The 12,188-nt window shown below is 61.6% G+C and carries 12 protein-coding genes; 7 read left to right on the top strand and 5 right to left on the bottom strand.

The window, feature by feature from the left end; all coding sequences use genetic code 11:
• The first annotated feature begins 41 nt into the window (after nucleotides 1–41).
• Nucleotides 42–1,160: a glutamate 5-kinase gene (proB, locus tag CX511_RS22540; protein ID WP_045187982.1), complete on the top strand. Its 1,119-nt coding sequence runs from the start codon at nucleotides 42–44 to the stop codon at nucleotides 1,158–1,160.
• Nucleotides 1,161–1,170: 10 nt separating this feature from the next.
• A complete protein-coding gene (locus CX511_RS22535; protein ID WP_045187984.1) occupies nucleotides 1,171–1,626 on the top strand; it encodes a CreA family protein in 456 nt (151 codons plus the stop codon).
• Between the two features lie 100 nt (nucleotides 1,627–1,726).
• On the opposite strand, the gene mksF is transcribed toward CX511_RS22535, so the two are convergent.
• Genes mksF through mksB form a run of 3 tightly spaced genes read right to left on the bottom strand, consistent with a single transcriptional unit; the run spans nucleotide 1,727 to nucleotide 6,523 of the window.
• Nucleotides 1,727–4,558 carry an Mks condensin complex protein MksF gene (gene mksF / locus CX511_RS22530; RefSeq protein WP_101292785.1) on the bottom strand — a complete coding sequence of 944 codons (2,832 nt, stop codon included), beginning with the start codon at nucleotides 4,556–4,558 and terminating at the stop codon, nucleotides 1,727–1,729.
• Complete coding sequence (gene mksE / locus CX511_RS22525; RefSeq protein WP_101292783.1) at nucleotides 4,555–5,256, bottom strand: Mks condensin complex protein MksE; 702 nt, start codon at nucleotides 5,254–5,256, stop codon at nucleotides 4,555–4,557. Before mksE ends, mksF begins: the two co-directional genes overlap by 4 nt.
• A complete protein-coding gene (gene mksB / locus CX511_RS22520; protein ID WP_045187990.1) occupies nucleotides 5,246–6,523 on the bottom strand; it encodes an Mks condensin complex protein MksB in 1,278 nt (425 codons plus the stop codon). Before mksB ends, mksE begins: the two co-directional genes overlap by 11 nt.
• Before the next feature lie 179 nt (nucleotides 6,524–6,702).
• Between mksB and CX511_RS22515 the strand changes: the two genes are divergently transcribed.
• The 3 genes from CX511_RS22515 to can are packed head-to-tail and all read left to right on the top strand — an operon-like array spanning nucleotide 6,703 to nucleotide 8,624.
• The gene (locus CX511_RS22515; protein WP_101292782.1) at nucleotides 6,703–7,494 is read left to right on the top strand and encodes an energy transducer TonB; all 792 of its coding nucleotides are present in this window, start codon (nucleotides 6,703–6,705) and stop codon (nucleotides 7,492–7,494) included.
• The gene (rimI, locus tag CX511_RS22510; protein ID WP_045187994.1) at nucleotides 7,487–7,939 is read left to right on the top strand and encodes a ribosomal protein S18-alanine N-acetyltransferase; all 453 of its coding nucleotides are present in this window, start codon (nucleotides 7,487–7,489) and stop codon (nucleotides 7,937–7,939) included. Before CX511_RS22515 ends, rimI begins: the two co-directional genes overlap by 8 nt.
• 46 nt (nucleotides 7,940–7,985) lie before the next feature.
• Nucleotides 7,986–8,624, top strand: a complete 639-nt coding sequence (can, locus tag CX511_RS22505) for a carbonate dehydratase (protein WP_010225713.1) — start codon at nucleotides 7,986–7,988, stop codon at nucleotides 8,622–8,624.
• A 125-nt stretch (nucleotides 8,625–8,749) separates the two neighbouring features.
• Here can and CX511_RS22500 read toward each other — a convergent pair whose 3' ends face one another.
• Nucleotides 8,750–9,883, bottom strand: coding sequence for a hypothetical protein (locus CX511_RS22500; protein WP_045187996.1), 1,134 nt, complete (start codon nucleotides 9,881–9,883; stop codon nucleotides 8,750–8,752).
• A gap of 83 nt (nucleotides 9,884–9,966) precedes the next feature.
• Here CX511_RS22500 and CX511_RS22495 point away from each other — a divergent pair, with 83 nt between their 5' ends.
• A complete protein-coding gene (locus CX511_RS22495) occupies nucleotides 9,967–10,581 on the top strand; it encodes a D-Ala-D-Ala carboxypeptidase family metallohydrolase (protein WP_101292780.1) in 615 nt (204 codons plus the stop codon).
• Here CX511_RS22495 and CX511_RS22490 read toward each other — a convergent pair.
• The gene (locus CX511_RS22490; protein WP_045187999.1) at nucleotides 10,569–11,447 is read right to left on the bottom strand and encodes a LysR substrate-binding domain-containing protein; all 879 of its coding nucleotides are present in this window, start codon (nucleotides 11,445–11,447) and stop codon (nucleotides 10,569–10,571) included. The genes CX511_RS22495 and CX511_RS22490 overlap by 13 nt on opposite strands.
• Before the next feature lie 123 nt (nucleotides 11,448–11,570).
• On the opposite strand from CX511_RS22490, the gene CX511_RS22485 reads away from it, so the two are divergent.
• Entirely contained in the window at nucleotides 11,571–12,188 is a 618-nt protein-coding gene (locus CX511_RS22485; RefSeq protein ID WP_045188001.1) for a LysE family translocator, read from the top strand.

Below are 12,188 nucleotides of genomic sequence, written 5' to 3'. Positions count from 1 at the left end.
CGGCGTTTTAGTATCTAAAGATCTCTATAGGTTGGAAGAAGATGCGGAGCAAGGTGACGGGTGCGCAGCGCTGGGTAGTGAAGATCGGCAGTGCCCTGCTGACAGCAGATGGCAAGGGCCTGGATCGCGCGGCCATGGGTGTCTGGGTCGAGCAGATGGTGGCGTTGCATGAGGCTGGTGTTGAATTGGTGCTGGTGTCGTCCGGGGCGGTTGCCGCCGGGATGAGCCGCCTGGGATGGGCCAAGCGACCGAGTGCGATGAACGAGCTGCAGGCTGCAGCATCGATCGGCCAGATGGGCCTGGTGCAGGCCTGGGAGTCGAGCTTTGCCGAGCATGGCCGGCACACGGCGCAGATTCTGCTGACCCACGATGACCTCTCCGACCGCAAGCGTTACCTCAATGCGCGCAGCACCTTGCGCACCTTGGTCGAGCTGGGCGTCGTGCCGGTAATCAACGAGAACGACACGGTGGTCACCGACGAAATCCGTTTCGGTGACAACGACACCCTGGCCGCGCTGGTCGCCAACCTGGTCGAAGCCGACCTGTTGGTGATCCTCACCGACCGCGACGGCATGTTCGATGCCGACCCGCGCAACAACCCTGATGCGCAACTGATCTACGAAGCCCGTGCCGATGATCCGAGCCTGGATGCCGTGGCCGGTGGTACCGGTGGTGCGCTGGGTCGTGGCGGCATGCAGACCAAGCTGCGCGCTGCACGCCTGGCAGCGCGTTCCGGAGCGCACACCATCATCGTCGGTGGTCGTCTGGAGCGCGTGCTGGATCGCCTCAAGGCTGGCGAGCGCTTGGGTACCCTATTGTCGCCTGAGCGCGGCATGCTGGCTGCGCGCAAGCAGTGGCTGGCCGGGCATCTGCAGACCCGTGGCACCCTGGTGCTCGACGACGGTGCGGTGAAGGCCTTGCGCCAAGCCAACAAGAGCCTGCTGCCGGTTGGGGTCAAGACTGTGCAGGGCAGCTTCCGCCGCGGCGAAATGGTTGTCTGCGTCGGTCCCGATGGTTTGGAAGTCGCTCGCGGCCTGGCCAACTACAGCGCCTTGGAGGCGCAAAAAATCATTGGTCAGTCGTCGGAAGCCATTGAAAGCCTGCTGGGCTATAGCGCCGAGCCGGAGCTGGTACACCGCGACAACCTGATCCTGGTCTGAGGAAGTAATTGTGTTCAAAGGAATAGTGACAGCCGCGCTGCTGGCGTTGCCGGTGCTGGCCTCGGCCGAAGAAATTGGCCAGGTCTCGACGGTGTTCAAGTTTGTCGGACCAAACGACCGCATCGTCGTGGAAGCGTTTGATGATCCGAAAGTGGAAGGGGTGACCTGTTACCTGTCGCGTGCCAAGACCGGTGGCGTCAAGGGTGGCCTGGGCTTGGCCGAGGACCGTGCGGAAGCCTCGATCGCCTGTCGCCAGGTGGGGCCGATTCGCTTCAAGGAACAGCTCAAGGACGGTGACGAGGTATTCAAGGAGCGCACCTCGTTGGTGTTCAAGACCATGCAGGTGGTGCGCTTTCTCGACAAGAAGCGCAATACCCTGGTCTATCTGGTGTACTCGGATCGCTTGATTGAAGGCAGCCCGCAGAATGCGGTGACGGCGATTCCGATCTTACCGTGGGCTCAGTAACACTGGGGTGACCGCATCGCTGGCAAGGCCAGCTCCCACAAGGGCCCTGTGGGAGCCGGCCTTGCCGGCGATGGGGCCTGAAAGGCCCCCGAAAGAGGCTTCAGACCGAAGCTTCTTCCTCTTCTTCGCGCACCACTGGCTTCTCCACATCGCGGCGGCTGATGTACTTCCAGTCCGCCTCGTCGATGTAGATCCCGTTCGGGCCGCTGCCGCCTTCCAGGTCGATGGCGACATGTGCCGAGACCTGGGGTTTCACGCTTGCCAGAATCGGCACAAAGCCCAACTGCAAGCTGGTTTCCAGCAGCGCTGCCTGGTTGCGTTCGTCGATGTCGGCCGCTTCGTCCAGGTAGTACGGCAGGCGCACACGACCGGCCAGGTCACGGTCCATCAAGTGCAGCAACAAGTACATGTTGGTCAGCGCCTTGATGGTCATGGTGGTGCCGTTGGATGCCGCGCCGTCGATGTCGGTGTGGATGACCGGCTGACCACCGACCTTGGTGATCTCGAAGGCCAGTTCGAACAGGTCCTTCAAGCCCAACTGGTTGTGGTTCGCTGCTACCAGTCGCGCCAGGTATTCCTTGGCCTCTTCGTTCTTGTTGTCCTGCTCGGCACTGGCGCTCAGGTCGAACACCGACAGCGTCTCGCCTTCTTCGTACTGGCCAGCGCTGTGGATGATCTGGTCGATATGCTTGAGCGCTTCCTTGTTCGGTGCCAGGACAATACGGAAGCTCTGCAGGTTGGACACCTGACGTTTGTTGATCTCGCGGTTGAACAAGGCAAGTTGGTGTTCCAGGCTGTCGTAGTCGCTGCGAATGTTGCGCAGGGTCCGAGCGATGTCAGTGACGGCCGCACGGCGCGCCTTGCCCAGGGTCAGGGCTTCTTCGGTACGGTGCGAGTAAGCATTGATCAGTAGTTGCAGGCGACGCTCCATGTCGTCTTCGCTGTCGAACTTGGCCACACCCTTGAGGCGCACCTGGGCGTACAGCGCTTCGATCTGACCGTCGACGCGCAACAGACCTTGCCAGCTGTCCTGGTAGTCGTTGAGCAGCGGCAGCAGGTTGTCCATTGTGTCGTCGACCGGCTCCATGAACGGCGTACCGAACGGCAGGTCGGCCGGCAGCAGCTGGCGGCGGCGCAGGGCGTCATCGAGGGTGCGCTGCTTGGCTTCCATGTCGGCGATCTGGCGGCCGACCAGTTGCAGCTTGGCCGACAGTTGCTGGACGCGTTCGGTGAAAGCGTCGCTGGAGCGTTTGAGTTCGTCCTGAGCGGCTTCCATCTGCGCCAGTTGCTCGAGCTTGTCGCCTTCCTCGGCGGCCAGGGTCTGGCTGCGGCGGAAATCTTCCAGGGCCTTTTGCGCGTCCAGCACCTGCTGGTACAGCGCTTCAGTCTGGGTCTTGCTCGCGGCGCGGTCGGCGGCTACGGCTTGCTGGGTCTTGAGCTGCTTGAGCTCTTTCTCCAGGCGTTCCTTCTGGTCACGCAGGGCGGCACGGTCAGCCAAGGCCTGCAGGGCAGGAGGCTCGATGTGGGTCAGGTCGATGGACAGACCGGGTGCTTCAAAGCGCTCACCTTTGAAACCGTCGAGGACTGCTTCCAGGGATTTGACCCAGACGTCGCTGTCATCCAGCTCGATGCCACGCTCGCCCAAAGGCAGGCTGAACAGGGCGCCGTTGAACAGACGCATCAGACGCTCGACATCCTGTTGCGAGAATTCTTCGCGCAGACGGGCGTAGCTGTTGTTGTCGGCATGATCGAGCTGTTGCTTGACCGACTTCAGACGCTTTTCCAGGTCGCGCAGACGCTCTTCGAGGTCTTCAGCGCTGAACTGACGGGACTGGGCCAGGGCGCCGGCCAGTTCGTCGTGGGCGTCCTTGGCAGCCAGCAGTTGCTGTTCCAGAACCTTGACGTCGTCGACCAGGGCAAAGCGGTGCTTGAGCACCGACAGCTCGCCAAGCCAGCGTTGCACGCCAGTGATTTCCCGCTCCAGGCGCATCAGCTCCTGGGTGCCACCGCGTTGGTCGTTCTGCAGGCTGTCCTGTTCGTTCTTGTAGTGCTCGGCCTGGATCACCAGCTCTTCCTTGCGGGCGCTGGCGTAGTCCTGCCAGGTGCCGAGCAGCGAGTCGAGCAGGGGTGACAACCGGTGCAGCTTGCCGCGCAGGATGTCGCGCTGGGCTACACCGTTGGCCAAGGCTTCTACCAGTGGTCCGGCGGCAACCAGCGAGTTGTAGTCCTGTTCCATGCGTCGAACATCACGGAAGGCTTCTTCACACGCGGCGATGTAGTCGACGCTGCCTGAACGCAGGCTGTGCTCGAAGGCATCGAGGAACAACTGCTTGAGTTTGGCGGCGGTGATCTCGCGCATGTGCAGCAGGTTGATGAACAGCGCGCGGAAGGTTTTCAGGCTCTGCTCGCTGGTGGACCGCAGCGGGATCAGCGTCAGGTCCAGCGGGATCGAGGTATGGCCACCGACCAGCAGGCGCCGCAGTTCGTCGGGCTTGAGTTCGTAGGCCTTGAGGCCGTTGCGCTCAAGGTTGTTGAACAGCTCCTTCTGGCGCAGGCAGGTGTCATTCTTCTGGTAGTGGCCCAGGTCCAGCTCACCGGCATAGGCGAAGAACTGGTGACCGAAACCGCCACCCGGGCCGCGCCCGACCACACCGATCACATGTGGGCCGTGAGGCAGGTTGACCTCGCAGAGGATGTAGCTGGTATCGCTGGCGAAGTAGAAGCGCCGTGACTGTTCCAGGCTGTACTTGCCGAAGCTCATGTCCGACATGCGCGCCAGGATCGGGAACTGCAGGGCGTTGATCGAGGCGGACTTGCCCAGGTTGTTGGCACCGTAGACCGACAGCGGGTGTTCCAGGGGGAACAGGCCGAGGCTGTAGCCGGCGGTGTTGAGCAGTGCGAAGCGGCGAATGCCGTAGCGTTCCTGGCTCATGCATCAATCTCCTGTTGCTCTTCGGCGATGGCCCGGGCCAAGGCGTCTTCTTCACTTTCTTCGAACGGGCTCAGGTCGAGCGGGTCGTCGGTGCGGTTAAGCTCCTCCGGGCTCTCTTCTTCGACCAGTACCGGCGTTGGCAGCGGCAGAGCACTGTGCAGGCTGGCGGCGAGGTCACGGTCCTGCTGCACCGAGAGACAGACATCAAGGAAGCGGTGCATCGGCGGCAGGAAGCGGTAGATGCCGTTCTCTTCGTGGGCAAAGCCGAGCTGGGTCATGCGGCGCATGATCTTTTCTTCCAGCTCGTCGGGAGTCTGTACTTCGGCCTGGATGAACAGGTCGCGGTATTTCTCCAGCATCGACGGCAGTTCATCGCGGCCCAGGCTGCCACCGTCGAGCACCGACATTGGGTCACGGCCCTGGTCGGCCAGGTGCTCAACCAGAATGAAGGTGAACAAGGACAAGCGCTGGGCAGTCTTGTTGACCTGGGCGGCGGCCTGGTCCGGGACGAAGTAGTAGAAACCACGGGTATCGCAGACCAGCTCAAAGCCCAGGGCCTTGAACAGGCCGCGGTACTGGTCCTGGAAATTCGACAGTTGGGCGTACAGCTCCGGATCACGGCGGCTGATATGAAAACCCTTGAACAGCTCGCGGAAGATCGGTGCGAGCTGGGGCAGTTCGGAAAGATCAAGATGCATGGGCAGGGCTCGCAGTAGTCTCAGGCGATGGTGCGCGGCTCGATGTCAGGGCGAACGAGCGCAAGCTGACCAGGTGTTCGCGGGTGAGGTATTCGCGGCGGTCGAGGCGCTCGCGGGCAAAGCGTTTTTCCCGCGACAGGCGCGAGAACCAGTACAGCAGCTCATCGGTGGCGCCTTCGGGCTCCTGTTCCAGCAGCCAGACCATCAGGTCCGGCAGCGGCAGGGCGCCTTCGCAGCGTTCGAGCATTTCCTTGACCGTGCGCGGTGCGCGTGGGGCGTCGCCCCGGTGGCTCTTGTGCGCCTTGGGGAACTGCGCAGGCTTGGGTTCGAAACGGGCCAGGGCATATACATAGGCCTCGACCTGGCTGGCGCTGCCGAGGAAGGTACTCTGAGGCCTTGTGAACATTGGCATCGCGGCCTGAGGCACGGCGTCCAGGCCCTTGCGGCGGATGACCGACAGGGCCAGGGCGGCGCCGCGGGTCACGGCGTTGTGCCGGCGTGCTTCTTCGCGCAGTGGCAGCAGCAGTTCGCGGGCGTGGCGCAGGGTCAGCTGGGCGCTGGTCTGCATTTCAAGGATGCGCGCGTGGGTGCGCAACAGCATGTCGTCATCGACCAGGTGGCCGAGGCGCGCTTGCTCACCGAGCAAGCGCAGCAGCACGGTCTCGACCTTGCGCACGCCTTGCTCGAAGGCACCGTCGGCGTTGACCAACTGGATCATCGGCTCGACGTATTCGTCCCAGGTCGCCAGTACTTCGGCATACCGCTGGCGCAGGGGGATCTGCCGGTCACTGGTCTTGGCCCGTTCGGCCACGGCGACTAACGCCTGTTCGTCGTTGTCGAGTTTTTTCAGGACATCGCGTACGCGCATGTCGAGCAAACGCAGCTGGCGCGCCAGGTCGTTGCCATCACGAATCTCGAAGGCATCCTGAATGTGCCCGGCCAGACGCTCCAGGTGACGCAGGTAGGCCTCGATCTCCAGGCACAGGCCTAGGCGGTGTTCACGGCGCAGGTAAGCGAGGAAGTCGTGGATCTGCGCGTTAAGCTCGAAGCGGTTCGGGCTTTTGGCCACCGGTACGAGGATATCCAGGCGAATCCACACGTCGAGCAGGCTGGTGATGTCCTGGGGCGTGCTCTCCAACTGCTGGTTGGCCAGTTGCTGGCGCAGTTCGGCGAGGCTCAGGGTGCCCCCGTCGAAGCGCTCGCACAACGGCTCAAGCAGGGCCCAGTGTTCGGCTAGGGCGCGCAGGACGCGCTTGGGTTCGATCATTGGCGGGTCGACTCGTTGCCAAATAAAAGCGCCGATTGTACTGCATCAGGCGCCTGTCGATTCACCCCCTGATCGTTTCAAGCTGCTGTCGGGCGGTTTTATGCCGATCAACAGCGGCGCGCAGCGGCGAACAACGTTAGAATATCGACCCTGACTTATCCACAGATGGCCGATCTTTCTTGTTAATCGAGTCCCGCCGCCGCGCTTACCTTAATGCCATGCAAGTGGTGCACTGGCTGCCGCGTACCGAACTGCCGTTCGCTGCCCCTTCGCGCCCGGAGCTGTTGCTACCGCTGGTGCCTGAGGGCGTGCCCGAGTTCGACGTGCCGTCAGTGGAGCCGGCTCGGGTGGCAGTGGCTGCGCCTGTGGCGCGCAGTGGCGAGCGACCAAAGATCGAGATTCCGCGTCCAGGCACTCTGCCTAAAGTGGCCAGCAAGAAGGTTGAAGAGGCCGATGCCGCACCGGTTCCGGCCAAACCGAAACCCGTGTCGCCACCGCGCTTTGCGCTGCAGTTGCTGCGAGCCGGCAGTTGCCTGTTGTTGGTTGAGCTGGCCACTGGTGAACCGTTCCAGAGTCGCGACCCTTCTTATCTGTTGCTCAAAGACATGCTGCGCGCCGCCGGCTTGCCCGACAGCCCGCAGATCATTGGTGAGCCGGTGCGCTGGCCGTTGTTGGTGCGCGGCAATCTCGACCAGGGGCCGCAGGCCGCCACCGATTTCGTGCAGGGCTTTATTCAGGCCAGACTTGAAGAAGCACCTTGTGTCTGCTTATGGCTGATTGGCCTGCCTGCCGTGCGTTTTGCCGGCGAGGCCGATGCCGAAGCTTATTACCGCGAGTTGCCGGTTGAAGGACTGGGCACCGCCTGGGCCTTGCCCGGCCTCGAACTGTTGATGGACGAGCCGCAACGCAAGGCGGACGTCTGGCAAGCCATGCGCCGGCTAATGGCGCGCTGGAAACCAAGCGATGAGTGACACAATCAGTTTCCGCCGGATGACCGAGGCGGATCTGGAAGCCGTACTGAAGATCGAATACGCCGCCTTCAGCCACCCCTGGACCCGGGGGATCTTCCTCGACGGGCTCAAGTCTTACGAAATCTGGCTGATGTTCGAAGGCGAGCAACAGGTCGGGCATGGCGTGATCAATGTGATCATCGACGAAGCGCACTTGCTCAACATCACTGTCAAGCCGGAGAGTCAGGGGCGCGGCCTGGGGCTGCGCTTGTTGGAGGAGCTGATGAAACGCGCCTACGAGCTCAATGGCCGTGAGTGTTTCCTTGAAGTGCGCGCCAGCAACCAGTCGGCGTATCGCCTGTACGAGCGTTACGGCTTCAATGAAATCGGTCGACGCCGTGACTACTACCCGGTTGCCGGTGGTCGCGAAGATGCGCTGGTGATGGCCTGTACCCTGATTGAGTGAACTAGCGTCACAGTAGCCAGGCAACGACCACTGATGAGAAGCGACCATGCACGATCTACAAGAACTGATTGATAACAACGCGCGCTGGGCCGATGCGATCAAGCAGGAAGATCCGGATTTTTTTGCAAAGCTTGCTCGCCAGCAGACACCTGAATTCCTTTGGATCGGCTGTTCCGATGCGCGGGTGCCGGCCAACGAAATCGTCGGCATGTTGCCGGGCGATCTGTTCGTACACCGCAACGTGGCCAACGTGGTGCTGCACACCGACCTGAACTGCTTGTCGGTGATCCAGTACGCGGTGGATGTGCTCAAGGTAAAGCACATTCTGGTGACCGGCCACTATGGTTGTGGGGGCGTGCGGGCATCGATGCAGGACCGCCAATTGGGTTTGATCGATGGCTGGCTGCGTTCGATCCGCGATCTGTATTACGAAAACCGGGTAGAGCTGGCCAAGCTGCCGACCGAAGAAGAGCGGGTTGACCGTTTGTGCGAGCTGAACGTGATTCAGCAAGTGGCCAACGTCGGACATACCACCATCGTGCAGAATGCCTGGCACCGAGGCCAGAGCTTGTCGGTGCATGGTTGCATCTATGGCATCAAGGATGGTCGCTGGAAAAGCCTTAACGCGACCATCAGTGGCCTGGATCAGTTGCCGCCACAGTATCGGTTGCGTCCGCAGGACTGATGCGACGGTGTTCTGTGAGCAGTAGCCACTCCCAAGGCACGAAGCTGCGATCGACTGCGCAGCCGTCGCAACCAGTGAGTGGTTAGACGGCCGTTTCACGGCCGATCGCAGCCTAGCGGCAGCGGCTACTGCAGAGTGCGCAGGCTTCGGCGCATGACGCCGGTATTGCACTTGGCCCTGGCCTGTTCCGGCGTCATGTCGCGAATGGTGCGGAAAAACAGTTCACAGGTCTGTTTCTTCGCGGTTACTTGCCATTTCTGCGTACAGGCCTGTAGCGTCGCCTCGGCATCCGCCGCCGGGTTGCGCCCCATTCCCGCTTGCCAACAGGCGGCGCTCAGATCCTGCCCCATCATTTTCAAGCCGGCTTGGTCGGCCTTGTCCTGATCGTCCTCATTGTTTTTTTTGTCGGCGGCATACCAGATCGCACTCGGATGGTTGGCTCCCAGCACCGGCACCTGGTGTCCGGCGCCTGGGTTGATGCTGACCAGCCCCAGCACGTTGAGCGTTGGCCCGTACTGCTGCTTGATCCAGCTGCGTACCGGTGCGCCGAAGGCAACCATGGGCAGTGAGGTGCCACTGTGGCTGCGGGTGACTTCCTTGACCATGCGTACCTGATAATCCTTGAAGTAGTCATAGACGCCTTCCAGGTCCTTGCCCGCGTTGGCCGGCGCGGCAATCGGGGCGATGTCGACGATGGTCTGGTAAGCCGGCGTATGCTCGGCGGGCACGCCATTGAACGTCAGGAGCGTTGCCCAGCGATCTGTAGTGTTGGAGCGCAGGTAATCCTGGGCCTGGGTCAGCGAGTAGTCCGGCGGGAAGTGCAGCAGTTCGATGCTGCGGCGATTCTCCAAGGCCATTCCCAGCGGTAGAAACAGGTTCCAGTTGTAGGCCCATTTGCCGTCGCTGTTCAGGCGACTGGCGCCTTGATAGGCCAGTTCGCCGGTGTCGAGTAGCGCTTGCAGCGGTTGGCTGTAGTGAGGGGGGACACCTTGTATGTCGGCATGCAGCGTATCGTTGTCACGGCTGACCCGAACCGTGGCACCGGGGTAACCGTCGCGCTGCACGCTCTGGGTCAGGTAGTGCTCGACGGTTTGTTCCAGCGTCCAGTTGCGAAAGCAGATCACAGTGCAGTTGTTGGGGTAGGCGAACAGCCGGGTCACGCGCTCCTGGTTACCCAGGTTCAGTTGGGCATCGGCCACGGCCGCTGCACTGGTGCCGAGGATTGTCAGGCCCAGCAGCAGTCGAACACTCGAGTACATGCTTAACTCCTTGTCAGAACCTCCCCATAGCGGGAGGACGGTCATAGTGGAGAGATTTTCTGTCAATTGGGAGGGGGGTGCAGATGGGGGCATGGCACAGGCGTGCAGTCCAGGCTGGATTGTTACTGACCTTGTTGAGTGGCGTTTCGGTGCACGCTGATGAACGTGATCTGTATATGTTCGCGCAGTGGGCAGGTGATCATCAGACGCGGGCCTTCCGAGAAATGCTGGTGGACGCGCGGCTGTATGGCATAGTGCCGATCGCACAGTTGCTGCGCTCGGCCAGTGATTGGCGCCTGTGTTCGGCGCAGCCTTTTGCAGTGGCACCGGCGACGCAGTGGCCAGCCGTACGCTCGACCTTGCAATTGCTCAAGACCCTGGGTGATAAGGGCATACTCAAACGTTATGAAGTCGTGTCGGCGTATCGCGACCCGCGCCTCAATCGCTGCGCTGGCGGCGCTATCGGCAGTGCACATACCCGTGCATTCGCCGTTGATGTGTTGCTGCCGTCCTGGGCTGATCCAACGCCGCTGTGCCAGTTCTGGCAGATCGAAGGTAAGGCCTGGAACATGGGGCTGGGCCGCTACCCATCGGGGCGCATTCATATCGACACCGCCGGTTTCCGTACCTGGGGTGGGGATTTCAGTGCCGGCTCATCCTTCTGCGCCGTGCCTGTGGATAAACCTCAAAGCAAATGAGCCAGGCCCGCCGCTGCTTGCGCGCTGACCCAATCGGCAAAGCGCCGGCATTTGTCGTCGCCAAGCAGCGGGTGCGGGCACAGCAGGTAGTACGCTGACTGGTCCTGTACAAAGCCACGCGGCGCTTGCAACTGGCCGCTGTCGAGTTCGTCCTGAACCATCAGGAATGAAGCCATTGCCACACCCAGGCCAGCCGCGGCGGCCTGGATGCACAAATAGAAATGCTCGTAGTCGGCGCGATGGCTGTTTTTGGCCGACTCTTCCGTCAGGCGCAACCAGGTGTTCCAGGCACTGGGCCGCGAGGCGCTGTGCAGCAAGCGCTGGCCGTCCAGGCCCTGGCGCGGTAGGGCCAGGTTGCTGCTGCACACCGGTCCGACCCATTCGTCACAGATCTTCAGCGCGTGTAAACCGGCATCCCAGCGAAAGTCATCGCGGCGCAAGGCCAGGTCGACGCCGCTGCGGGAAAAATCAATCGGGCCACCGGCCGCGACCAAATGCAGATGGATGTCCGGGTGGGCGGCATGAAAGGCCGGCAGGCGTGGAATCAGCCATTTCATCGCAATGGTCGGTTCGCAGGACAACACCAGTACGTTCTCTCGAGCCTGTTGTTGCAGGCGATACACCGCACCTTGCAGCTGCTCGAACACTGACAAGGTGGTGCCGTGCAGCGCACGACCGGCTGGGGTGAGAAAGATTGCGCGGTTACGCCGCTCGAACAGTTCCACCCCCAGCGCCTCCTCCAGCAGACGCACCTGGCGGCTTACCGCGCCGTGGGTGACGTTGAGCAGCTCGGCGGCGCGAACGAAGCTTTCGGTCTGCGCAGCAACATCGAAATAGCGAAAGGCGGAGAGGGCGGGCAGTTTCATATCTGTGAGGAAAACTAGCGGATTTGTTGCACTATAAATCGCTTTTGGCCTTGTACGAAGCTTTCGATAATGGCATCGCACCGAACTATCTGTGCAGTTACCTAGCAGATCGAGGAGCTTTTTGTGAACGAACTCATTGCCGTTGCCCTGTTTACTGTCCTGGCGGTGATCAGCCCCGGCGCAGACTTTGCCATGGTTACCCGCAGCAGTTATGCCTTTGGGCGACGCGCTGGGTTATCTGCGGCGCTGGGCATCGCCCTGGGCGTACAGGTGCATGTGCTGTACACGGTACTGGGCATCGCCCTGATCATCAGTCAGACCCCGGCGTTGTTTCTGGCGATGAAGGTGCTGGGGGCGGGTTATTTGATCTATCTGGGCTATAAATCGTTGACCAACACCACACGGATTTCCCTGGAAGGCGGCACCACTACCCGCCAGCTCGGGGTGATCGCCGCGTTTCGCTCGGGTTTTCTGACCAATGCCCTGAACCCCAAGACCATGCTGTTCGTGGTCAGTGCCTACACTCAGGTGGTGCAGCCGGGCAGTTCGCTGGCGACCAGTCTGGGTTATGGCCTGTTCATGTCCGTGGCTCACTGGCTCTGGTTCAGCCTGGTTGCGCTGTTCTTTTCCTCGTCATCTTTGCGTCGGGTCATGCTCGATCGCCAGTTGCTGGTCGACCGGGTGATTGGTGTGGCGCTGATCGGCCTAGGACTGGCGGTGGTGCTGGCTAACGTGCGTTGA

Source organism: Pseudomonas sp. S06B 330, assembly GCF_002845275.2.
In the GTDB taxonomy this organism is placed as follows: Bacteria; Pseudomonadota; Gammaproteobacteria; order Pseudomonadales; family Pseudomonadaceae; genus Aquipseudomonas.
This window is presented reverse-complemented; position numbering and strand designations above follow the sequence as displayed.